Origin of the sequence: Aeromonas sp. QDB34, from assembly GCF_027705405.1 — a bacterium.
GTDB lineage: Bacteria > Pseudomonadota > Gammaproteobacteria > Enterobacterales > Aeromonadaceae > Aeromonas > Aeromonas hydrophila.
This window is the reverse complement of the sequence record NZ_JAPDBT010000017.1, coordinates 25,452-51,146: the sequence shown is the minus strand read 5'-3', so window position 1 is coordinate 51,146 and position 25,695 is coordinate 25,452. Positions and strand designations below refer to the sequence as shown.

Genomic DNA, 25,695 nt, shown 5'->3' with positions numbered 1-25,695 from the left:
TTCGCTGAATCAGCCTGCTGCTTGCCTTGCGGCAGGCCAGAAACAACAAACCCCAGCCTGGCTGGGGTTTGCTTTATGGGCGACCTGCGTTATTCGCCTTTGGGGCCGAGCTGCTGCTCGAGCTGGGCCAGCTTGGCCTCGAGCGCGGTCAGCTTCTCGCGGGTGCGCAGCAGCACCTTGGTCTGCACGTCAAACTCTTCGCGACTGACCAGGTCCAGCTTGCCCAGCTGGGACTGCAGCACCTGACGGATCTTCTTCTCCACCTCTTCACCCATGCTGCGAATGCCGGGCGGCAGGGAGTTGTGCACCTGTTTGGCGATCTCTTCCAGTTTCTTCGGGTCGATCATGTGGTTCTCCTTAAGCAATGCGCCATTCTACCGGCAATTGATCCGCTTTGCCGAGATCGAGGGTCGCTTTTTGCCAGCTGCCATAGGGGTAGTCGCTGGTCGGGTCTGGTATTCGGGATGAAGCTGTTAACCTATCGAGTCCCGTTTCTATTCCAATTCCTTGATGCTGTACACAAAAAAAGCAGATCAGATGACCGACCAGAGGCTTAATAATTGTTGCGTTGCTGTTAAGATGTACCGGTCGGGTTCTCACCCAACTCAGTCAGCATTTCATGGATAACAACTAAAAAGAGATAAGGATATGAAAAAGAAGCTAATTTACGCCGCGGTTGTCAGTGCTATGCTGGCTGGCTGTGGTGGCAGTGACGATAACAAAGGCGACACCTCCAGCTATCTCGACTATCTGTTGACCGGTTCCAACGCCGTGCGCCCCAGTGCTCTGGCTGCCCGGGCCAGCGATGGCACCCTGAAATTCTCCACCGAAACGGCAGATCTCTCCAACCCGGTCTCGGCCATGTCGACCCTGGATGGCTGGTCCACGACCCAGGCTATCCAGATCGTGCCCGTGACGTCATCAGGCATTCAGGTACAGGCCCCGGCTGCGGCGGAGTTTGCCGCCTCGGTCGCGCCGCTCTACCTGCTGGAGCTGAGCTTTGACAGCGCCGCCCTGCGTCCGAACGGCGTGAAGAAGGTGCTGACCTACGGGGTGGACTTCGTGGTGGCCGCTTCGGCCGGCAAGCTGAACCTGGTGCCGCTCAAGCCGCTGAATCCCTCCTCCTACTACATGATCGTGGCCACCGACTCCCTCAAGGACAGCAGCGGCAACGCGGTCAAGGCCGGCAACGACTACGGCAACTACAAGAACAACGTCGGCAGCAATGCCCAGGAGCAGACCATCAATGGTCTGATCGCCCTGCAGGAAGGCCTGTTCAAGGCTGCCACCGGCGTCTCCACCGATCACGTCATCTTCTCCGACTGGTTCGGTACCCAGTCCGGTGCCGACGTGCTGGTGGCGGTGAAAGGGGCTGCGGCGTCTGTGCTGAAGAGCCCGACCCTGGATGCGGCCGCCCTGTGGAAGCAGGATGCCAAGGGCAACACCAGTCTGCCGGGCACCTATACCCTGAGCGTGACCGGCAGCAATGCCTTCCTGACCCAGCTGGATGCCGAGCAGTTCCTGCCGCAGGAGCAGAAAGATGCGATCGCCACCGCCTTCGGCCCCGGTGCACCGCTCAACCCGATCGCTCAAGCGACCAAGGTCTATACCGGCACCGTCAAGCTGCCTTACTTCCTCGCCTCGCCAGCCACCGCCGGTTCCTGGGACAAGGCCAAGACCCAGTCCTGGCACGGCGCCATCCCCAGCCTGTACGCCATCGCCAATGCCCTGAAAGCCTCTGACAGCGAAGTGATCGCCGGGCTGGTGGGCGCGGGTGTGGACCCGGCCCTGCTGGCGACGCTGATTGCCGATCCGACCCGTCAGGCCGAGCTGCTGGCCGAGGCGAGCAAGCTGATCGGGGTGACTCTCACCTCCGGTGGCAAGCCGCTGGATGCCGAGCAGAATATCGGCCGCTTCAACCCGCTGCCCATGCTGGAAGAGGTGCAGTCGGTGCCGATGCGGGTCTTCGCCAAGGATGCTCTCAACACCATCACCGACGTGATCATCTATCAGCACGGCGTCACCTCGGTGAAAGAGAATGCCTATGCGCTGGCGCTGGGCCAGATCTATGCCGGCATGCAAGCAGGCAAGAAGGTGGCGCTGGTGGTGATCGATCACCCGCTGCACGGTGAGCGCGGCTTCGCCCTGAGCGGCAGCATGGCGACCGTGACCACCTCCGACAACCCGACCCCGTATCTGAACCTGAGCTACCTGACCGTGGCCCGTGACAACCTGAAACAGAGCGTGGCGGATCTGCTGGGCCTGCGTCTGGCGGTCGGTCTGGCCAATGCCAAGGGTGCCATCGGCACCGCCGGCAGCCTCAAGGTACACTTCCTGGGCCACTCCCTGGGTGCCATCTCCGGTACCAACCTGCTGGCGGTTGCCAACCAGCCCATCGGCAATGCGCAGGCGGATGCCCTGTTCAAGTTCGACACCGGCGGCCTGGCCATGCCGGGTGGCGGCATCGCGCCGCTGCTGCTGAACTCGCCGACCTTCGGTCCGACTATCAAGATGGGCGTGCTGACCAGCGGCAGTGCCGAGCTGAAAGCGGGCTTCACCGCCTACGCGCCCAACTGCAAGACCGCGGTGCCGACCTGCTTCGTCAACGAGTTCCTGCCAAGCCTGAGCACTACCCAGCAGGCGGCGGCGGCCAGCACGTTGCAGAGCTACAGCTTCGCGGCCCAGTCGGTGCTGGATTCGGCTGACCCGATCAACCTCGGCCGCGGCATCCAGAGCAGCTTCCCGCTGTTCGCCACCGAGATCGTCGGCGATGGCGCGCTGAGCCTGTCTGACCAGGTGATCCCGAACAGCATCGCCTCCGCCCCGCTGGGTGGTACCGAGCCGCTGTTCAAGGTACTGGCACTGCAGCCACTGACCGCCACCGGTGCGGCCAGCCACAACGCGGCCCGTTTCGTGGCCGGTGGCCACAGCTCGCTGCTGGCACCGGACGAGAACTTCGACCCGAGCGGCGATGTGACCACCGAGATGCAGTCCCAGTTCGCCAGCTTCTTCATGAGCGGCGGTACTGCGGTCAAGGTGACCAACGGCAGCCTGCTCAAGCAGTAAGCCAGTCGGCCAATAAAAACGCCGCCCTTCGGGGCGGCGTTTTGTTTTCCGGCATGGTGCTTGTCGCCGGTTCAGGCTGGCCTTGTCGGTAGCTGAGCAGCTTGCTACGCCTCGATGACCACTAGCGCTCAGGCGGGCTGGTGGTGTCTGTCCAGCCAGCCCTGCAGCAGCCCGACCAGCAGACCGGCCAGGTGGGCCATGTTGGCGGTGCGGGTGCCGAGCAGATCGAAGAAGCCGAGTGCCAGCCAGAACAGCATGAAGCCCATCAGCGCCGGTGGCAGGGTGAGGCCGCAGGCCGGCTGCAACTTGCTGCGCAGCCAGCAGTAGCCGAGCAGGGCATAGACCACCCCGGAGAGGCCGCCAAACAGCGGGCCGCTGGCGAAGAACTCGGCCAGGTTGGGCAGGGCGGCGCCTACCAGCAGCAGGATCAGCAGCTTGCCGCTGCCGAGCCGTTGTTCGATCTGGCCCCCCAGATACCACCACCACAGCAGGTTGAACACCAGATGTAGCACCGAGAAGTGGATGAAGGCCGGAGTGAAGTAGCGCCATGCCTGCCAGTCGGTGAACTGGGCCAGGGTCGGGTGGAAGGCCAGCTCATCGAAGATCGGCAGGCCGATGGCATCGAGCCCGTAGATGGCCAGACAGGTGATGATCACCACCAGGGTCAGCGGCCCGGCCTGATGCAGGAAGTCGGTGACCGGGTCGGTCATCCCCTTGCTGTAGTCGATGCGGGCATCGGCCCGGCCGGATTGCCAGGAGGCTTCCATGTAGCGGGGGTGGGTCGGCTCGGCCAGGAAGCGTTTCACCTCCAGCTGGGCCTGGGCGAGGCGCTGTTCGTCCGCCAGCCAGACCGAGACGCCAAGCTCGGACTGGGTCAGCTCGCACAAGATGCCGAGGGTGGAGAGATAGTCCACCAGCGCCTGGGCCATGCGGGCATTGTCGAGCACCAGCAGCTGGATCATGCGTCGCCCGCCTGGATCGGGAACTCCCTGCGCCACGCCTCGAAGCCGCCATCCAGGCTGTAGACCTCATCGTACCCCTGTTGCAGCAGGTACTGGGCGGCGCCCTGGCTGCTGTTGCCGTGATAGCACATCACGATCACCGGGGTATCGAAGTCCACCTCGTTCATGAAACGCACCAGGGTGCCGTTGGTGAGGTGGAAGGCGCCGACCGCGTGGGCCGTCTCGAACGACTGGGGGTCGCGAATATCCACGAGGCGGGCTGCACCGGCGGCAAGCTTCTGGTGGGCATCATGGGCACTGATATGGGCAAACTGGTCCATTAACATGTCCTGCGAATAGGTGATTGAGGGTCAGTTTACCGCAAGCAGGGGCCGGCGCTAAGCCCGCAATGTGTCCGGTTATTGCCGTGACCGATCGCAATTTCCTTCAATACCGGGGGCGGGGTGCCGGCTAGGCTGGGGGCTCCTTTTGCCGATACGAGCGTTATTCATGGAGACGAATCTGCTGTTATCCATGGCCGGGTTTGCCCTGGCCATGTCCATCACCCCGGGGCCGGTCAATCTGGTCGCCCTCGGTAGCGGTGCCAGGCACGGCTTTGCGGCTAGCTTGCGCCACGTGGTCGGGGCCACCCTGGGCTTCATTTTGTTGCTGCTGTTGATGGGACTGGGGCTGGGCGCCACCCTGCTGCAGTGGCCGCTGGCGGCGGAGGCACTGCGCTGGGCCGGGGTGATCTTTCTCGGCTGGATGGTCTGGCAGCTGCTGGTGGACAGCGGCCGGGTGGAAGGGGTCGACGGGGTGGCGCCCTCCTTCTGGTACGGGGCACTGATGCAATGGCTCAATCCCAAGGCCTGGCTCGCCGCCAGCATGGGGATGGGGGCCTATGGCAGTGCGGGCGGGGTGGGGCAGGTGGCCCTGTTCAGCGGCCTCTACCTGGTCATCTGCCTCGGCTCCATCGCTTGCTGGGCCTATGCCGGCAGCCGATTGCAGGGGTTGCTGCTCGCGCCGCAGCGGCTGCGCTGGTTCAACCGGGCGATGGCGCTGTTGCTGCTGCTTTGCGCCGCCTATCTGGTGCGCTAGCCCAGCCGGGTCAGCTGATTGCGGTAGTGACCCGGGGTGGCGGCCACCCGCCGCTTGAACTGGCGCTGGAAGTGGGCCTGATCGGCAAAACCGCTGGCCAGCGCCACCTCCGCCAGCGGCTCTCCCCGCCTGAGCAGGGTGCGGGCATGGCGGATGCGCTGATCGAGCAGGTAGGCGTGGGGCGTCATGCCGTAATGGCAGCTGAAGCTGCGCACGAAGTGGGAGGAGGTGAGCCCGGCCACCGCGCTCAGCTGTGCGAGCGTGAGGGCGCTGCTGCAGTCGTCCTGCATCAGCTCGGCGGCCCGCTGCAGGTGCTGCGGCGGCCGATCGTCCCAGCTGGCCGGGGTGAGCCTGGCCAGCAGCTGGCGACTGAACTGGTGGCAGGCCACCTCGCGTGCGAGCGGCTCCGGCTCCTGCCACAGCTGCCGGTGGAGTCGGCACAGCCCCTGATAGAGCAAGGGGTCCCGGCTTGCGGTCATGTCGAAGGGACGAAAGGCATCGCCCAGCCCCGCCTCTTCCTGCTGGCGTTGCAGCCAGCCGGTGTCGAGGTAGAACATCAGATAGGACCAGGGCTCATCCGCAATCGGGTTGCAGGCGTGCACCTCTTCCGGGTTCATCAGCACCAGGTGGCCGCGGCCGACCTCCTGCCGGCTGCGCTGGTTGAGATAGTGGCTGTGGCCACCGGTGATGGCGCCGATGGAGAAGTGGGGGTGGCTGTGCTTGTCATAGCAGACGCGGCGGCCATCCTGCACCGCCCGCGCCTCGATGAAAGGCAGGGCCGGATCGTGCCAGAAACTGTGGTGATCCGGCGCCGTGTCGGCCCTGCTCATGGGTCAGCCGCCGAGATAGGCCTGGCGGACGGCCGGGTTGGCCAACAGGGCCGCCCCCGTGTCCTGCAATACCACGTGGCCGTTCTCCAGCACATAGCCGCGATCGGCCAGCTTGAGCGCCTGGTTGGCGTTCTGCTCCACCAGGAAGATGGTCATGCCGTCGCGGCGCAGCTGCTCTATGGTGTCGAAGATCTGCTGGATGACGATGGGGGCCAGCCCCAGCGAGGGTTCATCCAGCAGCAACAGGCGCGGCTTGCTCATCAGGGCGCGGCCGATGGCCAGCATCTGCTGCTCGCCGCCGGACATGGTGCCGGCGCGCTGCTCCAGGCGTTCGTGCAGGCGGGGGAACAGGGTGAAAATCTGATCCAGCAGGCCGCGCTGCTCGGCCTTGTCGACGAAGAAGGCCCCCATCAGCAGGTTCTCCTCCACCGTCAGGCGAGCGAAGATGCGGCGCCCCTCCGGCACCACGGCGATGTCTTTGCGCATGATGCGGGCGGTGGAGAGCGAGTCTATCTGCTCTCCCTCAAACCAGATGGAGCCGCTGCTGGGCTTGGGCTCGCCGCACAGGGTCATCAGCAAGGTGGTCTTGCCGGCGCCGTTGGCGCCGATCAGGGTGACGATTTCCCCTTCTTTTACCTGGACGCTGACGTCGTGCAGCGCCTGAATTTTGCCGTAGTGGGTCGATACGTTGCGAAGTTCTAACATCTTTTTGTCCTTACGACTCGCCCAGATAGGCCTTGATCACTGCCGGATTGCTGCGGATCTCGTCCGGTTTGCCGTGGGCCAGCGGGGTGCCCTGGTTGACCACGAAGATGCGGTTGGAGATCTCCATCACCAGCTTCATGTCGTGCTCGATCAGCAGCACCGAGACCCCGAACTCGTCCCGCAGGTTGGAGATGAGCTCGTTCAGCTCGTCGGTCTCGTGGGGGTTGAGGCCGGCGGCCGGCTCGTCCAGCATCAGCAGCTCGGGCCGGGTCGCCATGCAGCGGGCAATCTCGAGCCGACGCTGCTGGCCATAGGCCAGGTTGCCGGCGGCGCGGTTGGCGAGATCCTTGAGCCCCACCTTCTCCAGCCAGAAGGCGGACTGCTCCAGCCCCTCCCGCTCGGCGCGGCGAAAGGCCGGGGTCTTGAACAGCCCGGCCAGAAAGCCGGTGTTGAGGTGCCTGTGCTGGGCTACCAGCAGGTTTTCCACCGCTGTCATGTCCTTGAACAGTCGCACGTGCTGAAAGGTGCGCACTATCCCCTTGCGAGCGATGAGGTGGCCGGGCAGCCCCTGGATCTCCTCACCCTTGTAGCGGATGATGCCGCCGCTCGGGCGGTAGAAGCCGGTCAGGCAGTTGAAGACGGTGGTCTTGCCCGCCCCGTTGGGACCTATGATGGAGATCACCTCCCCCTTGTCCACGTCCAGCTTGACGCCGTTGACGGCCAGTAACCCTCCGAAGCGCATCGACAGATCAGAGACTTCCATTAACTTCTGATTTGCACTCATTTCTTTAACTCCAGATGCGGACGGGTCATCGGCAGCAATCCCTGTGGCCGCCAGATCATCATGAACACCATCAAGAGGCCGAACATCAGCATCCGGTACTCGTTGAACTCGCGCGCCAGCTCAGGCAGCACCGTCATCACGATGGCGGCCAGCACCACCCCGATCTGGGAGCCCATGCCGCCCAGCACCACGATGGCGAGCACGATGGCCGACTCGATGAAGACGAAGGACTCCGGGCTGATGAAGCCTTGGCGCGAGGCGAAGAAGCTGCCGGCGAAGCCCGCGAAGCAGGCGCCAATGGTGAAGGCGGTCAGCTTGATGATGGTGGGGTTGAGCCCCAGCGACTTGCAGGCGATCTCGTCTTCCCGCAAGGCCTCCCAGGCGCGGCCCAGTGGCATGCGCAGCAGGCGGTTGATGACGAACAGGGTGACGATCACCAGCACCAGCGCCATCAGGTAGAGGAAGATCACCTTGTGGTTGGCGTTGTAGGCGATGCCGAAGAACTCGTGGAAGGTCTCGAAGCCGCCATCCTTGACGGTGCGGTTGAACTCCAGGCCGCCCAGGGTCGGCTTGGGAATGCCGGAGATGCCGTTCGGGCCGCCGGTCAGGCTGGTCATGTTGTTGAGCAGGATGCGGATGATCTCGCCAAAGCCCAGAGTGACGATGGCCAGATAATCCCCCCGCAGCCGCAGCACCGGGAAGCCGAGCAAAAAGCCGAAGGTGGCCGCCGTCAGCCCGGCGATGGGCAGGCACTCCCAGAAGCTGAGCCCGAAGTAGGTGTTGAGCAGGGCATAGCTGTAGGCGCCGACCGCGTAGAAGCCGACATAGCCGAGATCCAGCAGGCCGGCGAGGCCGACCACCACGTTCAGGCCGAGGCCCAGCATGATGTAGATGAGGGCCAGGGTGGCCAGATCGATGGCACCGCGCGAGGCCATGAAGGGCCAGCTTACCGCAAACAGCAGCACCAGCACGGCGGTCAGGTTATAGAGTTTGGGCGCCTCTTCTGGGCTTGGCAGCACCAGCTTGGTGAAGCCGACCGAGAAGCCGCTGATGGAGGCCTGAAACAGCCAGCTTATCTGGCCGCGCAGCATCTGGAACCAGAACACCAGGGTGGCGCCGCCCAGCAGCCAGGCCAGCGACACGTCGAGGCGGCTGGTCACCAGCAGGCGGGTACCGTCGGTCTCGAGCTTGAAGCCGAGGAGCCAGAAGGAGAGCACCAGCAGCACCAGGCTGGCGATGCAGGCATGAATGAATTGTTTTTTCATACCTTTTCGACCTCCGGGCGACCCAGAATGCCGGTGGGCATAAACAGCAGCACGCCGATCAGCAGGGCAAAGGCCATCACGTCCTTGTACTCGGTGCTGAGGTAGCCGGCGGTGAGCGCCTCGACCACGCCGAGCAGCAGGCCGCCCAGCACGGCGCCGGGAATGCTGCCGATACCGCCGAGGACTGCCGCAGTGAAGGCTTTCAGCCCGGCCATGAAGCCGAGGTAGGGGTTGATGACGCCGTAATACATGCCGAGCAGCACGCCGGCGACGGCGGCCAGGGTAGCCCCCAGCACGAAGGTGATGGAGATGACTACGTGGGTGTCTATCCCCAGCAGGTTGGCCATCTTGATGTCTTCCGAACAGGCGCGGCAGGCGCGGCCCATGCGGGAGCGACCGATGAACTGGGTCAGCGCCAGCATGGTGATGAAGGTCACCACGAAGATGATGAGCTGCATCCAGGAGAGGCTGGCCTGGAAGCCGTCGGCTTCACCCAGGGTCCAGCCGCCGGAGATCAGGGTAGGCATGGCGATGTCGCGCGAGCCCTGGGCCATCCGCATCATGTTCTGCAGGAAGATCGACATGCCGATGGCGGAGATGAGGGGGATCAGCCGGTTGCCGCCCCGCAGCGGGCGGTAGGCGACCCGCTCTATGGTCCAGCCATAGGTGCCGGTGATGACGATGCTGACCAGGAAGGCGCCCCCCAGCAGCAGGAAGGTGCTGTCGATGCCCATCATCATGAGCCCCGCCATCACCATGAAAGCGACATAGGAGCCGATCATGTAGACCTCGCCGTGGGCGAAGTTGATCATGCCGATGATGCCATAGACCATGGTGTAGCCGATGGCGATCAACGCATAGGTGCTGCCTATGGTTAACCCGTTCAGCAACTGCTGAACCAGGTAAAGGAAGTGTTCGGACATACTGCGTTCCCTGTACTTGCCCGCAAAGAAAGGAGGGGTGACTCATGTCACCCCGACCGGCAGATTATTTGACTTGAGTGGAGGTACCGTCGGCGTGCCACTGGAACACACCGAATTCAAAGCCTTTCAGGTCGCCACTCGGAGCCCAGCTCAGGGTGCCCATGACGGTATCGATCGGTGCGGCCTTGATGGCGGCAGCAACGGCAGCCGGGTCATCCTCACCCGCCTTGGCGATACCGGCAGCCAGGGTTTGCACCGCGGCATAGGTGGTCCACACGAACGGACCGGAGGAGTCCTGACCCTTGGCCTTGAACGCGGCCACCAGCGGGGCGTTGGCCGGCACCAGGTCATATTTGTTCGGCAGGGTCACCAGCAGGCCTTCGGAGGCCGGACCGCCGATGGCGGAGATATCCTTGTTGCCGACCCCTTCCGGGCCCATGAACTTGGCCTTGAGGCCCTTCTCGCCAGCCTGACGCAGGATCAGACCCAGCTCGGGGTGATAGCCGCCGTAGTAGACGAAGTCGACGTTCTCTTTCTGCAGCTTGGCGATCAGGGCGGAGAAGTCCTTGTCGCCGGCGGTGATGCCTTCAAACGCCACTACCTTGACGCCGGCCTTGTCCAGCGCCGCTTTCACGCTGGAGGCGATGCCTTCGCCGTACTGTTTCTTGTCGTGGATGACGGCCACGCGCTTGGGCTTGACCTGCTCGATGATGTACTTGGCGGCGGTCGGACCCTGGTCGCTGTCCAGGCCGATGGTACGCAGCACCAGCTGATAGCCGCGCTCGGTGATCTTGGGGTTGGTGGAGGCCGGAGTGACCATCAGCACGCCTTCATCTTCATAGATGTCGGAAGCGGGCAGGGTGTTGTCGGAGCAAAGGTGGCCGACCACGAACTTGACGCCGTCGTTGATCACCTTGTTGGCGACCGCCACGGCCTGCTTGGGATCGCAGGCGTCGTCATAGATGACGGCTTCGATCTGCTTGCCCTTGATGCCACCGGCCTTGTTGATCTGCTCGACTGCCATCTTGCCGCCGGTGAACTGCATGTCGCCGTACTGGGCGACCGGGCCGGTGACCGGACCGGCGATGCCGATCTTGATGGTGTCCGCCGCGTGGACCAGTGATACCGATCCGAACAGGGCCATAGAAACCGCTGTCCTGACTGCCATTTTGCTCAACTTATTCATCGATTCGTCCCTTAATCAGTGGATTGTTTCATTTTCCGTGTGCCATTCCGAACCGTGATCCCGCCAGTCCGGCAATAGGTATGGTTCTATCATTCCTCGCTGGGCAATAACAAGCTGTTAAAGATACTAACCAGAGAGGGTGGAATAGTGCTTTTTTGAAACAAATAACCAATATTGAAATATGATTTAGATATTGATGCTAAATGTGTTGATTAACATCTTCTCAACAAGGTGTTCTTTCGATAAATGATAGATGAAAAAACTGACGATATTTTACCCTGACACTGCTCCCATTTTGACCAAAATCCGTTTGCGCAAATAGAAATGAGCGCCTAGATTAGCCAGCATTGACAATTCATTGGCAGTGCTCGTTAAAACCAAGCCTTTATTCGGGAAATCTGCTAATGTTCCGCCTTTGATCTTCAGGAGACAGAGATGGCCACTATCAAGGATGTCGCCTCCCGCGCAGGCGTATCCATCTCCACCGTCTCACATGTACTCAATCACACCCGTCGGGTCAGCGAAGACGCAACCCAAAAAGTGCTTGAGGCGGTGGCAGAACTCAACTACGCGCCCAACTCGGTAGCGCGCAGCCTCAAGATAAACTCGACCAAGACCATCGGCATGCTGGTGACCACCAGTGCCAACCCCTTCTTTGCGGAAGTGGTGCAAGGGGTGGAGGCGTACTGCTTCGAGCAGGGCTACAGCCTGATCCTCTGCAACACCGAGAACCAGCCGCCCCGTCAGCAGCACTACCTGCGCATGCTGATGGAGAAGCGGGTCGACGGCCTGTTGGTGTTGGGAACCGATATCGACACCCAGTTCAGGGACATGCTGCGTATCCACAAAAATGTGCCGCAGGTGGTGCTGGACTGGGGCAATGAGTGCGATTTCGCCAACGTGATCAACGACAACGCCCGCATCGGCGCGCGTCTGGCGGTGCGCCATCTGCTGGAGCAGGGTCACCGCGATATCGTCTGCATCACCGGCCATCTCGCCAAGCCGACTACCCAGCAACGGCTGGACGGGGTGCGCGATGCCTTGGCCGAACAAGGGCTGACCCTGAAAGACGAGCAGATCTTCGAAGGGGATTACGAGAGCCAGAGCGGATTCGATGCCATGCAACGGATCCTGGCCCTCAAGCCGCGGCCGACTGCGGTATTCGCCTTCGACGATCCCATGGCGATCGGCGCCATCTGCGCCGCTTGGGAAGCCGGGGTCAAGGTGCCGGATGACATCTCCATGATCGGTTATGACGACGTGGAGATGGCGCGCTTCTCCAGCCCGCCGCTGACCACCATCCGCCACCCCAAGGCCGAGCTCGGCCTGCTGGCGGTGCAGCAGCTGGTGAGCCGGATCCGCAACAAGGAGCTGGAGGTCGAGTCGATGACGGTCCAGCCGGAGCTGATCGTCCGCCGTTCGGTCAAGTCCCTGCGCTGATCGCGCCACGGCAGAGCCATCAACAAGAAAACCCCCTCGCCAGCGAGGGGGTTTTTGTTTGGCCCGCGTTTATTGCAGCGGCGGCCAGTACTCTTTGTTGGCGGCGATCAGGTCGTCCAGGATGGCTTTGGCCACCGAGGCGCTCGGCACCGTCTTGGAGAGGGTGATTGCCTGCCACAGTTTCTGATAGGAGCGCTCAATCCACGCCTCCACCACCAGCTTCTCGACGGCCACCTGCTGACCCATCATGCCCTGCTGGAACAGCGGGATGTTGCCCACCTGTAGTGGCTCGGGGCCGCTGCTGCCCACCAGGCAGGGGATCTCGACCATGGCCTCCGGGTCGAAGTTGGGGATGGCACCCCGGTTCGGCACGATCAGCAGCATCCGCTCCTGGGTGTTGAAGGCGATGGCGGTGGCCAGATCCACTATGTAGGAGGCGTGCTCGTCGATCTCCAGCTCGCCGGCTGCGGCGTTGCCGGCTGCCACGATGGCGCGGCAGGCGCTGAACACGTGCTTTTCGCGGTGCTCCATCACCTCGTTGGCGCGGGTGTGCTCCGGATTGGAGTGGGCCACCACATAGTCCGGGTAGAGGTAGTACTTCAGATAGGTGTTTGGCAGGGTGTCCGGATCAAGGGCCCACACATCTTTGGCCTTGGCGAAGGTGTCGTTCCAGCTGGCCTCGGCGTGGCCGGCCTGCTTGGGCACATAGCCGTGTTTGGCCACGTGGGCCTTGATGGCCGGCATCAGGTCGTTGCCCGCCAGATCCTCGATGCGGGTCCACCAGCCGAAGTGGTTGAGGCCGTAGTAGCGAACCCGCATCTCCTTGCGTGACGGCAGGCCGGCGATCTGGGCCATCCGTCCCTCGATACCGATGGGCATGTCGCAGATGTTGAGGATCCTGGCGTGGGGGCGCAGGCGACGGGTCGCCTCGGCCACGATGGCGGCCGGGTTGGAGTAGTTCAGCATCCAGGCATCCGGCGAGTACTGCTCCATGTAGTCGACCAGCTCCAGCACGCCGCCGATGGAGCGCATGCCGTAGGCGATGCCGCCCGGGCCGCAGGTCTCCTGGCCGACCACGCCATGGCGCAGGGGGATCTTCTCGTCCAGCTCGCGCATGGGGTACTTGCCGACCCGGATATGGGCCATCACGAAGTCCACCCCGCTGAAGGCCGCCTTGGGGTCGGTGCCATAGCTGAAGGCGATGTCAGGGGCCTGCTCCCGCAGCAGGACGCGGCAGGCTTCGGCGATCACCTCCTGGCGGGCGCCATCGTTGTCGTAGAACTTGATCTCCCGCAGCGGGAAGCGGTGCTGGTTCTCCAGCAGCATGAGAACGATACCCGGGGTAAAGGTGCTGCCACCGCCGGCAATGACGACAGAGAATTTTTTCATGATCATGACTCCGTTACGAAAGAAGAGGAGGAGGGGTTGTTCATCAGGCTCTCCATGTTTTCCCTTAGCTGGGGGACATGCAGACCGATAATGATCTGGATGCTGTCACCGTGGCGGACCACGCCGTGGGCACCCAATTGTTTGAAAGCATCATCCGGTGCCGCCAGCTCCGCATCGCGTAGCGATATGCGCAGCCGGGTGGCGCAGTTGTTCAGACTGTTGATATTTTCCGCACCACCGAGCGCCGCCAGAATATGGCCGGCAATATCATGGCCGCGCTGTTTTTTGGCGGCCTGATAATCAGCCTTGGAATACAGTTTTATTTCGCTCTCATCCCGCCCCGGGGTTTTCAAATTGAATTTCAGAATGAGCGTGCGGAATATCAGGAACCAGATCCCGGTAAAGGTCAGCCCGATGGCAATCTGGGTAAACATCATGCCGGCGTGATTGTGGAACATGGGGATCCAGTTCTGCGGCAGGAACTGGTCGAGCAGACCGCCGCCCATGTTGCCGACGACCCCAAACAGGTACATCACGGTCGCCATGGTGGCCGCCAGCAGGGCATGGATGGCGAACAGCAGGGGCGAGATGAAGAGGAAGGTGAACTCGAGTGGCTCGGTGATCCCCACCAGCATGGCGGTCAGGGTGGCCGGGATCAGCAGGCCGGCCACCTTGGCCTTGTTCTCTCTGGCGGCGGTGGCGTAGATGGCGAGCGCAATCCCCATGGCCCCGAAGATCTTGGAGTTGCCGTGCAGGGCGAAGCCGCCCTGGGGGAACAGCTCGATCAGCGGTCGGGTGCTCTGGCTGAACTCCAGCATGTGCTGGGCCCAGTAGAGCTGGATGCCGCCTTCCACCGCGGCCGGGCCGAAGATGAAGGGGCCGTAGATGAAGTGGTGCAGGCCGGTCGGGATCAGAATTCGCTCGAGAAAGGTGTAGACCCAGACGCCGAGCGGGCCGGAGACCAGCATGAACTCCTGCAGGGAGGCGATGCCCATCTGTACCCTGGGCCAGCCCAGCAGGGTCAGCCAGGCGCAGGGGATCATCACGAAGAAGGCGACGATGGTGACGAACGAGCTGCCCTGGAAGATGCCGAGAAAGACCGGCAGCTGCCGGTCGAACAGCCGGTTGTGCAGGGCGGTGACGATGCCGGAGATGGCGATGGCACCTATGATGCTGGTGTCCAGGGTCTTGATGCCGGCCACCATGGCCAGCCCGCTCTCGCCACCCACCGCCTGGTTGAAGTCGACCCCGAAATAGTCGCCCCAGGTCATCCCCATGGCATTGATGAAGTAGTTCCAGGTCATGAAGCTGACCAGCACGGAGAGGCAGGCGCGGGCCTGGGCCTTATTTGCCAGCCCGATCGGCAGGCCGATGGCAAATATCAGCGGCATATTTCGAAATACCGTCCAGCCACCCTCTTCAATAATATGAACTATTTGAAAAAACAGTCCCTGAGGATTGGCCAGCGTCTCTCCCACGAACATGGGATTTTTCAGCATGATTGCAATGCCTACCACCATACCTGCGAATGGAAACAGTAATACAGGCGTAAACATTGCCCCGCCAAAACGTTGAATTTGACTGAGCATATAGCGTCCCTTTTTATTAGAGAATTGTCTGACTGCTGTTGTCGTATTGCTGAATTGAACCTAACAACAAGCGATCAGGCCCTCATGAAATATGTGGTGGTTATGTGATCCGGCGCATGCACTTATTTAGACAAAGAGATCTAAATTTTGCGATATTGTTGTACGTCTTGTTTTTGTGACGTTTTTATCGGGTTATTTGAATTTAAAATTGTTTATTTTCAGATGGTTGAAATAAAGACGAGCGAATGGAGCGCCACCCCGGTGGGGTGAAGAGAGGTCTAGCAGTGATCTACAAATCGGTGGCGGATCGGTTGCGTATCCGGGTCAACGGGGCGGATTGCCGGGTGGGGGATGTCCTGCCGAGCGAGAAAACCCTGGCGAGTCAGTTCGGGGTATCGCGGATGACGGTGCGCAAGGCGGTGGACATGCTGATCGAGTGGGGGCTGGTGGAGCGGCGCCATGGCAGCGGCACCTACGTGACCAAGAAGGACGTGCAGCACGAGACCAAGGGGCTGAGCGGTTTCACCGAGCTGATGCGTGAACAGGGCCGCAGCCTGACCAGCGAGGTGCTGGAGTTTCGCACCATGCCGGCCCCGCCCGCCATCGCCAGCCAGCTCAGGATCAAGGTGAACGAGCCGGTCTACTTCTCCAACCGGGTGCGCTCGGTGGACGGCCGGGCCCTGCTGGTGGAGGAGAGCTACATGCCGGTGCGGCTGTTTCGCACCCTCTCGGTGGCCCATCTGGAGGGATCCAAGTTCGCCTACATCGAGAACGAGTGCCAGCTCCCCATCGCCGGCAACTACGAGAGTTTCAGCGCCGTGCTGGCCGACCGGCGCATGGCCGAACTGCTGCACATCGAGCAGGGGGCGCCCATCCTGCGGCTCACTTCGCTCTCATACGGCGAGAACGGCGAGTTTCTCAACTACTCCATCATGTTCCGCAATGCCAACGACTATCACGTCGACTATCACCTGCGCCGCGCCCGCGGCTAACCTACCCCCCATCTTGTTGCGTATACCAGCCCCCTCGCCAGCGAGGGGGTTTTGTTTGATGGCCCTGAATGGACGCCTCAGGCCTTGAGGCCGAGCCGCTTGGCGAGCCGGTGCAGGTTGCCGCCGTCCAGCTCCAGTGCGCGGGCGGTGGCGGCCCAGTTGCCGTCATGGGCGGCCAGCGTCTGCTCGATCAGCGCGAGCTGGAAGGCGTCGGTGGCGGCCCGCAGGCCGAGGCCGCCGGGCAAGGGGGCAACCGGCGCCATGGCGGGGCTGGTGGAGGGGGGCAGGGGGCCGGCTGCCAGGTTGAAGTGATGGCTGGCGAGGGTCGGGGCCTGGCTGCCCTGTTCGGCCCGCGCCAGCACGGCGGCGCGGTGGATGGCGTGCTCCAGCTCCCGCACGTTGCCGGGCCAGTCGTGGCGCTCGAGCAGTTGCAGTGCTTGTGGCTGGATGCGCAGCCGCTCCAGCCCCAGGCTGAGCCGGCAGCGCTCACAAAAGTAACCGGCCAGCAGGGGGATGTCGCCGGGGCGCTCGCGCAGCGCCGGGGCGTGGATCGGGAACACGCTGAGCCGGTGGTAGAGGTCGGCCCGGAACTGCCCCTCGACCACCGCCTGCTTCAGATCCCGGTTGGTGGCCGCCAGGATGCGCACGTTCACCTTGAGCGGGGTGTCGTCGCCGATCCGCTGCAGATCGCCGTATTGCAGCACCCGCAGCAGCTTGGCCTGCAGGGGCAGGGAGAGCTCGCCGATCTCGTCGAGAAACAGGGTGCCCTGATCCGCCAGCTCGAACTTGCCCGCCCGGTTGTGGATGGCGCCGGTGAAGGCCCCCTTCACGTGGCCGAACAGCTCGCTTTCGGCCACCGACTCCGGCAGGGCGGCGCAGTTGAGGTAGACCAGCGGTGCCTTGGCGCGCTGGGAGCCGCGATGCACCGCCTTGGCGATCAGCTCCTTGCCGACCCCGGTCTCCCCCAGGATCAGCACGTTCAGCTCCGAGTTGGCGACCACCTCGATCTCGTGGCGCAGCCGGGCCATGGCGGGGGACTGGCCGATCATCTCCGGCTGCTCAGGGCCGGGCCGGGTACCGGGAACCAGCGGTTCGCTGCTCTGGCGGGCGAGTCGCTCCAGCAGCAGAGCATTGTTGAGGGCGGCGGCGGCCAGGGCGCCTACCAGCCGCAGCTCCTCGTCGCTGATGGCATCGAACTGGGTCGGATTCATGCCGTCTATGGTCAGCGCGCCTATCAGCGCCTGATCCGAGAACAGCGGCAGACCGACACAGGCGTGCACCTTGAAGTCGTCGTGATCCGGCAGCAGGCCGTCATAGGGGTCGGGTAGGCTGCTGTCGGCAGGGAAGCGCACCACGTCGCCAGCGCGGGCGATGGCCTCCATGCGCGGGTGATCCTTGAGGGCGAAGCGGCGCCCCAGCACGTCCTGCATCAGGCCGTCGATGGCCAGCGGGATGAACTGGCCCCCCTCGTAACGCAGCAGGGCCGAGGCATCCGAGTTCAGCAGGCTGCGCACGCTCTGGATCAGGCGGTGGAAGCGGTCCTGATGGGAGATGCCGAGTTGCAGGTCGAGGGCGATGCGCGCCAGGCTGTCGGTCGAGATCACGATGATTGTCCAAATGACAGTGTGTTTGTGATTTTGACTATAAAGAGAGGCTGTCTAAATGACAATGATGGATATGTGTGTCCATTAAAAACAACAAGTTACATATTGGCACGTCCGCTGCAATAGCTGGTTCAGTCGAACATACACTATTGCATTCGAGGAACTGCCTGATGAGCATTCACGTCAAGAACAACATCCACTGGGTCGGCCAACGGGACTGGGAGGTACGCGACTTCCACGGTACCGAATACAAGACCCACAAGGGCACCAGCTACAACAGCTACCTTATCCGCGAAGGGAAGAACGTGCTGATCGATACCGTCGATCACAAGTTCAGCCGCGAGTTCGTGCAGAACCTGGCGGCCGAGATCGATCTCGCTTCCATCGACTATGTGGTGATCAACCACGCCGAGGAGGATCACGCCGGCGCCCTGACCGAGCTGATGGCCCGCATCCCGGGCACCCCCATCTACTGCACCCATAACGCCATCGACTCCATCACCGGCCATCATCACCACCCGGAGTGGAACTTCCACCCGGTCAAGACAGGTGACAGCCTGGACATCGGCAACGGCAAGCAGCTCGTATTCATCGAGACCCCCATGCTGCACTGGCCCGACAGCATGATGACCTACATGACCGAGGACGCGGTGCTGTTCTCCAACGACGCCTTCGGCCAGCACTACTGCGACGAGCACCTGTTCAACGACGAGGTGGATCAGACCGAGCTGATGGAGCAGTGCCAGCGTTACTACGCCAACATCCTCACCCCCTTCAGCCCGCTGGTGACCGCCAAGATCAAGGAAGTGCTCGGCTTCAACCTGCCGGTGAGCATGGTGGCCACCTCCCACGGCATCGTCTGGCGCGAGGACCCCACCCAGATCATCCTGAAATACCTGGAGTGGGCCGACCACTATCAGGAAGACCGCATCACCTTGTTCTACGACTCCATGTCTAACAACACCCGCATGATGGCCGACGCCATCGCCCAGGGCATCCACGAGGTGGACCCCGGCGTGGCGGTGAAGATTTACAACGTGGCCCGCCACGACAAGAACGAGATCCTGACCCAGGTGTTCCGTTCCAAGGGGATACTGGTGGGCTCCTCCACCATGAACAACGTCATGATGCCCAAGGTGGCGGGCATGCTCGAGGAGATCACCGGCCTGCGTTTTCGCAACAAGCGTGCCTCGGCCTTCGGCAGCTATGGCTGGACCGGCGGCGCGGTGGACCGGATCCAGACCCGGCTGATGGACGCGGGCTTTGATATCAGCATCTCCCTCAAGGCCAAGTGGCGGCCGGATGGCTCGGCGCTGGCCGAGTGCCGCGAGCATGGCCGTCAGCTGGCCCGCCAGTGGGCGCTGCATCCGCTGGACGCGCCTCGCCCGATCACCGCCACTCAGGCGGCGGTGGCACCCGTCCCCGCGATGCCTGCTGTTGAGCCGCAAGCCGCAGCGGCTGCCGCTGAATGGGATGACGACCAGGCCATGCTCTGCACCGTCTGCCAGTGGGTTTACGACCCAGCCCAGGGCGAGCCGGATCAGCTGGTGGCGCCGGGCACCCCCTGGGCCCAGGTACCTGACAGTTTCCTCTGCCCGGGCTGCGGCATCGGCAAGGAGGTATTCGAACCCTGCGCCGTGGAGGCCTGTGTATGAGCGCAACAATGCAGAGTGACGCCGGTATCAGCCGCGAGATAGTGGTGATCGGCAGCGGTTTCGCCGCCCAGCAACTGGTCAAGAGCCTGCGCAAGCTGGACGCCGAGCAGCCCATCCGCCTCATCACCGCCGACAGCGGCGACGAGTACAACAAGCCGGACTTGAGCCATGTGGTGAGCCGGGGCTGCGCCGCCGCGGCCATGACCCGGCAGAGTGGCAGCGACTTTGCCGAGCAGCAGCGCATCGCACTGCTGCCCCACTGCCCGGTGCTCGGTATCGACCCTGCCCGGCGGTTGGTGCTGACCGAGCAGGGCAGCTTCCCCTACGGCCAGCTGGTGCTGGCCACCGGTGCCAGTGCGGTACGCCCCGAGCTACCGGGCAGCGAGCATCTGGTCACCCTCAACAGCCAGCAGGAGTATGCTGCCGCCGAGGGGACAATCCAGCAGGCCCGCCGCATTCTGGTGCTGGGGGCCGGCCTCATCGGCTGCGAGCTGGCGATGGACATGGCGAGCGATGGCCGCGAGGTTACCCTGCTGGATCTGGCCGATAGCCCGCTCAGCGCCCTGCTGCCCGCCACTCTGACCCAGCCGCTGCAACAGGCGCTGCGCAGCCAGGGGGTCAGCCTGCAGTGCGGGACAGGTCTCGCCAGGATAGATGCCCAGCCGGGCGATGGCTGGCGGGTGACTCTGACCGATGGCCGCACCAGCGAGCAGGATCTGGTGATCGCCGCGATCGGCCTGCGGCCGAATCTGGCCCTGGCCCGCGGGGCCGGGCTGGCAGTGGAGCGCGGCATCCTAGTCGACGATCGGCTGCAGACCAGCGATCCCCACATCTTCGCGCTGGGGGATTGCGTGCAGTGGCAGGGTCAGCTGCTCCCCTTCCTGCAACCCATAGTGCTGGGGGCCAATGCGCTGGCGCGCACCCTGCTCGGCACGCCGACCCCGCTGACCCTGCCGCCCATGCTGGTGAAGGTGAAGACGCCGCGTTATCCCTTGCAACTGGCCGGCCGCACCAAGGGCGAGGATCTCGCCTGGCAGTGCCGCTGGAACAGCCACGGCATGGTGGCCGAGGCGCGCGATCAAGCCGGCGAGCTGTGCGGCTTCGTGGTGGGAGGCGACCAGATGAGCGCCGCCTTCCCGCTGCTGCGTCAGCTGCCCCGTTAACCCCTCTCATTGCACCGGCCGGGTCGACCCGGCCACTCGAGGAGAACCGATATGGCCATGCAACTGATTCCGTCTCACTGGGTGGTGCGCCGCTCCACCCCCTTCTTCACCCGCCAGAATGTGCCCCAGGCCCTGCTTACCCACCACAACACTGCGGCCGGAGTGTTCGGCCAGCTCTGCGTGATGGAGGGGACCGTCACCTATCACGGCTTTGCCGACGAGCAGGCCGAGGAGCCCGAGGTTAGCCTGGTGATCCGGGCCGGGGAGTTTGCCACCAGCCCGCCCCAGTACTGGCACAGGGTCGAGCTGTCGGAGGATGCCCGCTTCAACATCCACTTCTGGGCCGAGCAGGCCGAATCCGACCAGCCGCTGTTCAACAGCCGCAAGGCATAAGGTGCAATCATGGGGAGGGGCATTGGGCGCAAATGTCCCCCTCTGCCCATGCAGATCAAAATAATCAATTCAGATGTCCGTTATCCTTGCCGCCAGTGGTGGATGAGGTAGTGAGGGAAACATGAGCGTGATCGAAGCCGTGACCATGGCCGCCGGCCTGGCCTATCTGGTGCTGCTGGCGTGGCAGGCGCGATCGGGCTGGCGGTGGCGTCTTGCCCTCGGCCTGCTGCTCATGCTCTGGTTGCTGGCGGCGGACAGCCTGCTCTGGCTCGGCGTCGGGCTGGTGGCCGGCGCGCTTGCCCTCTGGCACCAACGGCGGCCGCTGCCCGCCCTCGAGGTGCTCGACAGCCAGTGGCTGCGGGCGCGTACGCGCCAGCTGCTGTTGCTCTGCTGGGGGCTGGTGACGCTGCAGTACGGCCTGCATGTCTGGCAGCTGGGGCAGGGGATGAGCCCCTGGCTGGTGCGTCCGGACGTGGTGGACGGCTTCCTGCCCATCGCCGGTGGGCTCGGGTTGCGGGCCTGGCTCGGACAGGGGCTGGTGGATCCGCACCATCCGGCGGCCACCGTCACCGTGCTGGTGCTCTCGCTGTCGGCCCTGCTGCTGGGACGGGCGTTCTGTGCCTGGTTCTGCCCGCTCGGGCTGGTGGGTGAATGGTTGCACGGTTTGCGCAGCCGATGGCTGGCGGGGGAGTGGACGCCGCCGCGCTGGCTCGATGTCGTGTTGCGTGGCCAGAAGTTTCTGGTGCTCGCCTTTCTGCTGTTTATCGTGCTGATCGCGGTGCCAAGCACCGCCCTGCCCGGCTACTTCACCAGCCCCTACCATCAGGCGGCGGACATGAAGATGGGGGCCTTCTTCTTCAACCTGACCCTGATCTCGGGTCTGTGCCTTGGCTGGGTGCTGCTGCTCACTGCCACCTTCCGGCAAGGGTTCTGCCGCTACCTCTGTCCCTATGGCGCCTGGCTGGCCCTGCTCGGCCTGCTGACCCCATTGCGCATTCGCCGTGACCCGGCCCGTTGCCTGCGCAGCGCGGGCCACGACTGCGACAAGTGCAGCCGGGCCTGCCCGTCGCGCATCCAGGTACACCAGCTCATCGCGGTGCGCAGTCTCGAGTGCACCAGCTGTCTGAGCTGCGTGGCCGCCTGCCCCAAGCGGGCCGATGCACTGCACCTTGGAAGCAAGACGCGCAGGCTTGAGCCCCGTTGGCTGCTGGGTCTGCTCTGCCTGTTGCTGCTGGTGCTGCCGCTGCTCGCTTACGGCCTGCTGGGTATCTGGGTCAGCCAGACGCCGCTGGCGGATCGCGCCCACCTGCTGCAACTACTGCCGCAACTCACTCATTGAGTGACAAGGAGCCAGTTGCAGGCTGTCTGCGAAGGGCCCGTTGGGCAGCCTGAGCATGCACCCGCATTTGATACCTGAGGGGTAGCAGGGTAAAGTCCCTTCCCCGACCTGGCGGCCCTGCTGCCGTGTCGAGCCGGCAGCCCGCCTTGAGCGCACCTTGCTTCCCTTGCGAAGCAGCCAGCGCCGGGCGCCGGCACCTAGATGAGCGCGATCTACCATGACAACCGGCGTAGCACATGCAACGGTCCGCGGTCGCGATCAGATCCACAATCGTCTTTGGAGAAGTAAATGGGACAGAAACCATCGTTGGTGGGCGGGGCATGCATCATTGCCGGCGTCTGTGTAGGGGCCGGCATGCTGGGCTTGCCGAGTGCGGGGGCGGGCGCCTGGACCATCTGGTCGGTGCTGGCCATCACCCTGACCATGATCGTGATGACGCTCTCCGGCTGGATGCTGCTGGAGTCGTATCAGGGCTATCCGCTGCGCGTGTCGTTCGATACCGTTACCCGCGAACTACTGGGGGAGAAGCTCAACGCCCTCAACAACCTCACCGTCTACTTTGTCGGCGGCATACTGCTCTACGCCTACATCACCTCGGCCGGCCTCATCATCGACGGCATGACCGGCATCGGCAGCCACTGGGGATCCATCCTGTTTACCCTGGGCTTCTCCGGTCTGGTGTGGCACTCCACTAGGGCGGTGGATCGCATCTCCGTGGTGCTGGTCATCGCCATGGGGCTGAGCTTTGTGTTCGGCATCTCGGGCCTGTCGCTCAACATCAAGCCGACCCTGCTGTTCGATACCCTGAGCGAGCACGCCAGCTATGCCCCCTATGCGCTGGCCATGCTGCCGGTGGCGCTCACCTCGTTCGGCTATCACCATTCGGTGTCGTCCATGCGCGCCTACTACGGTGAGGAGCGCCGCGCCCGTTACGCCATCCTCGGCGGCACCGCCATCGCCCTGCTGTTCTACCTCATCTGGCTGGTGAGCGTGTTCGGCAACCTGCCGCGCAGCGAGTTCGGGCCCGTGGTGGCCCAGGGCGGCAACGTCGACGTGTTGCTCAAGGCGCTGGCCTCGGTGATCGAATCCGAGGCCGTCTCCAGCGCCCTCAACCTCTTCTCCATGGCCGCCATCCTCTCCTCCTTCATCGGGGTGGGGCTGGGGGTGTTCGACTATCTGGCGGATCTGTTCAAGTTCGACAACGGCCGCGGCGGCCGCGCCAAGTCGTGGGCGGCCACCTTCCTGCCGCCGCTGCTGCTCTCCCTGCTGTTCCCGTTCGGCTTCCTGATGGCCATCGGCTACGCGGGCGCCGTGGCCACCCTGTGGACTTGCATCATCCCGGCTCTGCTGGCCTGGAAGGTGCGCACCGGCAAGGGCAAGCAAAGGGACAAGCAGGATGGCTTCCGGGCACCGGGCGGCATGCCGATGATCGCCGGCGTCTTCCTGTTCGGGGTACTGACCGCAGCGTTCCACCTGCTCAACATGGCGGGCATGCTGCCCGTCTACACCGGCTGACACCCCGGCCTGCCCCGGCAGACTGCGACAAAAAGCGGCGCCTGATGGCGGCGTTTTTTATGATGCAGCACTGACGGTCACCTGTGGTGCTACTGCCGGTAGCGGGCGGCGGTGATGAACTGGCCGAAGGTCTCGCACCAGATGATCACGCTGTCGTAGTCGGCCGGGTTCACATCGGCAGGGAGGGGGACGATGAAGTTGTCGAAGGTCTTCACCGGCCCGATTTTCACCATCTTCTCCTTCAGACTGGCAAAGTCGGCCTCGGTCTCGATGAAGGTGGGGGACAGGTAGAGCTGGTAGTCGGGCCCCGGCGCCAGCTTGCCCATCAGGCTGATGGCATCGGGCCCGATGCTGACCAGCCCTTCGCCCCAGTGCAGCCGGTCGCTGTCTTGCAGATCTCGGCGAAAGGTGCCGTGAAAGCTGGCCTGAGCCTGCCGGGCGGCAACCTGCTCGTTGGCGGGGGCGGGTGGGGCGATCAGGATCGGCAGGGCATAGATGCCGGCCGCAAAGCCGGCGGCGCCCACCAGCAGATGGCTGGCCAGCAGCAGGGCCAGGGTTTTGCGTTGCATGGCGGTCTCGGTCGTTGATTAATTGATGGCACCACCCTACCAGCAGGCCGCCGTCATGCCCACCCCGGAATGGGGCATGACGGTGGTTGCACGGGCATCGCGCAGGCGTGGTTTACTGGATGCTGACCGCCAGGGTGTGGGGCACCTGCTCGCCGCGGCGGGCGGAGGCACGCATCTGATAGACCTGGATCAGGTACTTGCCGGAGGTGGGCAGGGCGCCTTGCCACTGACCATCGCCATCGTTGCGACCGATCGCCTCGGCCTGGCCGGGTTGGGCGCCGGGGGCGAAGACATTGAAGTTGGCGTTGCTGCTGCCGCCGATCTTGACCGTCATGGTCTGGCCCGCCTTGGCCACCAGGGTGTAATGGATGGTGTCATAGCCGGTGAAGCTACCCTTGAGCTGGGCGCTGTGGGCCCCCTTGGCAAACTGCACCGGAACCGTGGTGACCTTGTCGGCGGCCTGCGCACCGGCGGCCATGGTGACGGCCAGCAGGGCGGCCTGGATTGCTCGTTTCATCGCTGTACCTCGTGAAGGGGCCCTGTCACCCTGGCAGAGCCGCCCCGACAAGATATGCCCAAATCGGCGGGTTGCCTATCCGGGCCGTTTTTCCACCGCAGTGAGGGGCGATCGTTGCCCTGTTCAGTTTACCTGCTGCAACTCCCGGATGACGGCGATCAGTCGGCTGGCATGGTCGCGAGCGCGAGCCTCGACCAGCTCCCTGGTGTTGTAGACCTCGGGGATATAGACCATGCCGTGGCTCCAGATCGGCGGCTCATAGGACATGCCGGTCAGGTAGGCCAGCTGCTCGAGGGGTTTGAGCAGCTCGGGAATGGTGAAGTGGTTGTAACCGAGTGGGCGATAGGACTCCTGCGGTCCTCCCACGGTCAGGGAGATCAGCAGTGGCTTGCCCTTGAGCTTGTCCCCCTCCGGCCCGTAGGCGAAGTTGAAGGTCAGCACTTCGTCGATCCACTTTTTCAGCAGCGCCGGCACCGAATACCAGTAAAAGGGGAACTGCAGTACCAGAATGTCGGCCTCCAGCAGGGCCTGCTGCTCGGCAGCCACGTCGATGCGGGCATCGGGGTAGCGCTGATCGAGGCGCCGCACCCGGATGCCGTCGATGGCTTCCTCCAGCTCGCCGAGGATGACCCGGTTGGTAAAAGAGTGGGATAGGTCGGGATGACCGGAAATGACCAGCACCTTGTTCATGGCATGTTCTCCTGTGAAAGCCGTATTGGATGGATTGGCGCC

At 63.5% G+C, this 25,695-nt stretch carries 24 protein-coding genes; 9 read left to right on the top strand and 15 right to left on the bottom strand.

The window, feature by feature from the left end; genetic code table 11:
* Positions 1-89: 89 nt before the first annotated feature.
* On the bottom strand, positions 90-347 hold the full coding sequence (gene ubiK, locus OKC29_RS18205; protein WP_073348569.1) for a ubiquinone biosynthesis accessory factor UbiK: 258 nt from the start codon (positions 345-347) through the stop codon (positions 90-92).
* A gap of 301 nt (positions 348-648) precedes the next feature.
* Here ubiK and OKC29_RS18200 point away from each other — a divergent pair, with 301 nt between their 5' ends.
* Positions 649-3,066: a VolA/Pla-1 family phospholipase gene (locus tag OKC29_RS18200; protein WP_073348570.1), complete on the top strand. Its 2,418-nt coding sequence runs from the start codon at positions 649-651 to the stop codon at positions 3,064-3,066.
* Positions 3,067-3,194: 128 nt separating this feature from the next.
* Here OKC29_RS18200 and glpG read toward each other — a convergent pair whose 3' ends face one another.
* Together glpG and glpE are read right to left on the bottom strand one after the other, a co-directional pair.
* Positions 3,195-4,028 carry a rhomboid family intramembrane serine protease GlpG gene (gene glpG / locus OKC29_RS18195; RefSeq protein ID WP_270669480.1) on the bottom strand — a complete coding sequence of 278 codons (834 nt, stop codon included), beginning with the start codon at positions 4,026-4,028 and terminating at the stop codon, positions 3,195-3,197.
* Positions 4,025-4,348 carry a thiosulfate sulfurtransferase GlpE gene (gene glpE, locus OKC29_RS18190; RefSeq protein WP_011704135.1) on the bottom strand — a complete coding sequence of 108 codons (324 nt, stop codon included), beginning with the start codon at positions 4,346-4,348 and terminating at the stop codon, positions 4,025-4,027. Before glpE ends, glpG begins: the two co-directional genes overlap by 4 nt.
* Positions 4,349-4,418: 70 nt before the next feature.
* On the opposite strand from glpE, the gene OKC29_RS18185 reads away from it, so the two are divergent.
* Complete coding sequence (locus tag OKC29_RS18185) at positions 4,419-5,105, top strand: LysE family translocator (protein ID WP_073348571.1); 687 nt, start codon at positions 4,419-4,421, stop codon at positions 5,103-5,105.
* On the opposite strand, the gene OKC29_RS18180 is transcribed toward OKC29_RS18185, so the two are convergent.
* The 6 genes from OKC29_RS18180 to OKC29_RS18155 form a co-directional block, all read right to left on the bottom strand.
* Positions 5,102-5,935 carry an AraC family transcriptional regulator gene (locus tag OKC29_RS18180; protein ID WP_073348572.1) on the bottom strand — a complete coding sequence of 278 codons (834 nt, stop codon included), beginning with the start codon at positions 5,933-5,935 and terminating at the stop codon, positions 5,102-5,104. The genes OKC29_RS18185 and OKC29_RS18180 overlap by 4 nt on opposite strands.
* Positions 5,936-5,938: 3 nt before the next feature.
* On the bottom strand, positions 5,939-6,640 hold the full coding sequence (locus tag OKC29_RS18175) for an ABC transporter ATP-binding protein (protein WP_011704138.1): 702 nt from the start codon (positions 6,638-6,640) through the stop codon (positions 5,939-5,941).
* A gap of 10 nt (positions 6,641-6,650) precedes the next feature.
* Complete coding sequence (gene livG, locus OKC29_RS18170; protein WP_011704139.1) at positions 6,651-7,424, bottom strand: high-affinity branched-chain amino acid ABC transporter ATP-binding protein LivG; 774 nt, start codon at positions 7,422-7,424, stop codon at positions 6,651-6,653.
* Positions 7,421-8,689: a high-affinity branched-chain amino acid ABC transporter permease LivM gene (locus OKC29_RS18165; RefSeq protein ID WP_073348573.1), complete on the bottom strand. Its 1,269-nt coding sequence runs from the start codon at positions 8,687-8,689 to the stop codon at positions 7,421-7,423. The genes livG and OKC29_RS18165 overlap by 4 nt, the downstream gene beginning before the upstream one ends.
* The gene (gene livH / locus OKC29_RS18160; protein WP_011704141.1) at positions 8,686-9,612 is read right to left on the bottom strand and encodes a high-affinity branched-chain amino acid ABC transporter permease LivH; all 927 of its coding nucleotides are present in this window, start codon (positions 9,610-9,612) and stop codon (positions 8,686-8,688) included. Before livH ends, OKC29_RS18165 begins: the two co-directional genes overlap by 4 nt.
* Before the next feature lie 64 nt (positions 9,613-9,676).
* Positions 9,677-10,798, bottom strand: coding sequence for a branched-chain amino acid ABC transporter substrate-binding protein (locus OKC29_RS18155; protein ID WP_016348967.1), 1,122 nt, complete (start codon positions 10,796-10,798; stop codon positions 9,677-9,679).
* Positions 10,799-11,233: 435 nt separating this feature from the next.
* Here OKC29_RS18155 and OKC29_RS18150 point away from each other — a divergent pair, with 435 nt between their 5' ends.
* Positions 11,234-12,238 carry a substrate-binding domain-containing protein gene (locus tag OKC29_RS18150; protein ID WP_073348574.1) on the top strand — a complete coding sequence of 335 codons (1,005 nt, stop codon included), beginning with the start codon at positions 11,234-11,236 and terminating at the stop codon, positions 12,236-12,238.
* A 69-nt stretch (positions 12,239-12,307) separates the two neighbouring features.
* Here the strand turns inward: OKC29_RS18150 and OKC29_RS18145 are convergent, their stop codons facing one another.
* Together OKC29_RS18145 and OKC29_RS18140 are read right to left on the bottom strand one after the other, a co-directional pair.
* A complete protein-coding gene (locus OKC29_RS18145) occupies positions 12,308-13,627 on the bottom strand; it encodes a 6-phospho-alpha-glucosidase (RefSeq protein ID WP_041217760.1) in 1,320 nt (439 codons plus the stop codon).
* A gap of 2 nt (positions 13,628-13,629) precedes the next feature.
* Positions 13,630-15,216 carry an alpha-glucoside-specific PTS transporter subunit IIBC gene (locus OKC29_RS18140; RefSeq protein ID WP_073348575.1) on the bottom strand — a complete coding sequence of 529 codons (1,587 nt, stop codon included), beginning with the start codon at positions 15,214-15,216 and terminating at the stop codon, positions 13,630-13,632.
* 284 nt (positions 15,217-15,500) lie between these two features.
* Between OKC29_RS18140 and OKC29_RS18135 the strand changes: the two genes are divergently transcribed.
* Positions 15,501-16,208 (top strand): GntR family transcriptional regulator, encoded by a 708-nt coding sequence (locus OKC29_RS18135; RefSeq protein WP_010635556.1) that lies wholly within the window; start codon positions 15,501-15,503, stop codon positions 16,206-16,208.
* A 77-nt stretch (positions 16,209-16,285) separates the two neighbouring features.
* Here the strand turns inward: OKC29_RS18135 and norR are convergent, their stop codons facing one another.
* On the bottom strand, positions 16,286-17,812 hold the full coding sequence (gene norR / locus OKC29_RS18130) for a nitric oxide reductase transcriptional regulator NorR (protein WP_073348576.1): 1,527 nt from the start codon (positions 17,810-17,812) through the stop codon (positions 16,286-16,288).
* Positions 17,813-17,982: 170 nt separating this feature from the next.
* Between norR and norV the strand changes: the two genes are divergently transcribed.
* The 5 genes from norV (at position 17,983) to OKC29_RS18105 (ending at position 23,877) form a co-directional block, all read left to right on the top strand.
* Positions 17,983-19,467 carry an anaerobic nitric oxide reductase flavorubredoxin gene (gene norV, locus OKC29_RS18125; RefSeq protein ID WP_073348577.1) on the top strand — a complete coding sequence of 495 codons (1,485 nt, stop codon included), beginning with the start codon at positions 17,983-17,985 and terminating at the stop codon, positions 19,465-19,467.
* Positions 19,464-20,630: an NADH:flavorubredoxin reductase NorW gene (gene norW / locus OKC29_RS18120; RefSeq protein WP_073348578.1), complete on the top strand. Its 1,167-nt coding sequence runs from the start codon at positions 19,464-19,466 to the stop codon at positions 20,628-20,630. Before norV ends, norW begins: the two co-directional genes overlap by 4 nt.
* A 51-nt stretch (positions 20,631-20,681) precedes the next feature.
* Entirely contained in the window at positions 20,682-21,023 is a 342-nt protein-coding gene (locus OKC29_RS18115; protein WP_019840749.1) for a DUF1971 domain-containing protein, read from the top strand.
* 121 nt (positions 21,024-21,144) lie between these two features.
* Positions 21,145-22,362 carry a 4Fe-4S binding protein gene (locus tag OKC29_RS18110; RefSeq protein ID WP_073348579.1) on the top strand — a complete coding sequence of 406 codons (1,218 nt, stop codon included), beginning with the start codon at positions 21,145-21,147 and terminating at the stop codon, positions 22,360-22,362.
* Positions 22,363-22,650: 288 nt separating this feature from the next.
* Entirely contained in the window at positions 22,651-23,877 is a 1,227-nt protein-coding gene (locus OKC29_RS18105) for an aromatic amino acid transporter (RefSeq protein WP_073348580.1), read from the top strand.
* 89 nt (positions 23,878-23,966) lie between these two features.
* Here OKC29_RS18105 and OKC29_RS18100 read toward each other — a convergent pair whose 3' ends face one another.
* From OKC29_RS18100 to OKC29_RS18090, 3 genes are all read right to left on the bottom strand, one after another.
* Positions 23,967-24,446: a DM13 domain-containing protein gene (locus OKC29_RS18100; RefSeq protein WP_073348581.1), complete on the bottom strand. Its 480-nt coding sequence runs from the start codon at positions 24,444-24,446 to the stop codon at positions 23,967-23,969.
* A gap of 112 nt (positions 24,447-24,558) precedes the next feature.
* The gene (locus tag OKC29_RS18095; RefSeq protein WP_073348582.1) at positions 24,559-24,963 is read right to left on the bottom strand and encodes a g-type lysozyme inhibitor; all 405 of its coding nucleotides are present in this window, start codon (positions 24,961-24,963) and stop codon (positions 24,559-24,561) included.
* Between the two features lie 123 nt (positions 24,964-25,086).
* On the bottom strand, positions 25,087-25,653 hold the full coding sequence (locus OKC29_RS18090; protein ID WP_073348583.1) for an NAD(P)H-dependent oxidoreductase: 567 nt from the start codon (positions 25,651-25,653) through the stop codon (positions 25,087-25,089).
* Between the last annotated feature and the right edge of the window lie 42 nt (positions 25,654-25,695).

Excerpts from the sequence above, each read along its gene's own strand:
- OKC29_RS18200 (WP_073348570.1), top strand. The coding sequence starts at position 649 with ATGAAAAAGAAGCTAATTTACGCCGCGGTTGTCAGTGCTATGCTGGCT.
- norV (WP_073348577.1), top strand. The coding sequence starts at position 17,983 with ATGAGCATTCACGTCAAGAACAACATCCACTGGGTCGGCCAACGGGAC.
- norW (WP_073348578.1), top strand. The coding sequence starts at position 19,464 with ATGAGCGCAACAATGCAGAGTGACGCCGGTATCAGCCGCGAGATAGTG.
- OKC29_RS18095 (WP_073348582.1), bottom strand. The coding sequence starts at position 24,963 with ATGAAACGAGCAATCCAGGCCGCCCTGCTGGCCGTCACCATGGCCGCC.
- OKC29_RS18175 (WP_011704138.1), bottom strand. The coding sequence starts at position 6,640 with ATGTTAGAACTTCGCAACGTATCGACCCACTACGGCAAAATTCAGGCG.
- OKC29_RS18150 (WP_073348574.1), top strand. The coding sequence starts at position 11,234 with ATGGCCACTATCAAGGATGTCGCCTCCCGCGCAGGCGTATCCATCTCC.
- OKC29_RS18110 (WP_073348579.1), top strand. The coding sequence starts at position 21,145 with ATGAGCGTGATCGAAGCCGTGACCATGGCCGCCGGCCTGGCCTATCTG.
- glpE (WP_011704135.1), bottom strand. The coding sequence starts at position 4,348 with ATGGACCAGTTTGCCCATATCAGTGCCCATGATGCCCACCAGAAGCTT.
- OKC29_RS18105 (WP_073348580.1), top strand. The coding sequence starts at position 22,651 with ATGGGACAGAAACCATCGTTGGTGGGCGGGGCATGCATCATTGCCGGC.
- livH (WP_011704141.1), bottom strand. The coding sequence starts at position 9,612 with ATGTCCGAACACTTCCTTTACCTGGTTCAGCAGTTGCTGAACGGGTTA.
- OKC29_RS18090 (WP_073348583.1), bottom strand. The coding sequence starts at position 25,653 with ATGAACAAGGTGCTGGTCATTTCCGGTCATCCCGACCTATCCCACTCT.
- OKC29_RS18155 (WP_016348967.1), bottom strand. The coding sequence starts at position 10,798 with ATGAATAAGTTGAGCAAAATGGCAGTCAGGACAGCGGTTTCTATGGCC.
- ubiK (WP_073348569.1), bottom strand. The coding sequence starts at position 347 with ATGATCGACCCGAAGAAACTGGAAGAGATCGCCAAACAGGTGCACAAC.
- glpG (WP_270669480.1), bottom strand. The coding sequence starts at position 4,028 with ATGATCCAGCTGCTGGTGCTCGACAATGCCCGCATGGCCCAGGCGCTG.
- OKC29_RS18140 (WP_073348575.1), bottom strand. The coding sequence starts at position 15,216 with ATGCTCAGTCAAATTCAACGTTTTGGCGGGGCAATGTTTACGCCTGTA.
- OKC29_RS18100 (WP_073348581.1), bottom strand. The coding sequence starts at position 24,446 with ATGCAACGCAAAACCCTGGCCCTGCTGCTGGCCAGCCATCTGCTGGTG.
- OKC29_RS18180 (WP_073348572.1), bottom strand. The coding sequence starts at position 5,935 with ATGAGCAGGGCCGACACGGCGCCGGATCACCACAGTTTCTGGCACGAT.
- OKC29_RS18115 (WP_019840749.1), top strand. The coding sequence starts at position 20,682 with ATGGCCATGCAACTGATTCCGTCTCACTGGGTGGTGCGCCGCTCCACC.
- livG (WP_011704139.1), bottom strand. The coding sequence starts at position 7,424 with ATGAGTGCAAATCAGAAGTTAATGGAAGTCTCTGATCTGTCGATGCGC.
- OKC29_RS18145 (WP_041217760.1), bottom strand. The coding sequence starts at position 13,627 with ATGAAAAAATTCTCTGTCGTCATTGCCGGCGGTGGCAGCACCTTTACC.
- OKC29_RS18165 (WP_073348573.1), bottom strand. The coding sequence starts at position 8,689 with ATGAAAAAACAATTCATTCATGCCTGCATCGCCAGCCTGGTGCTGCTG.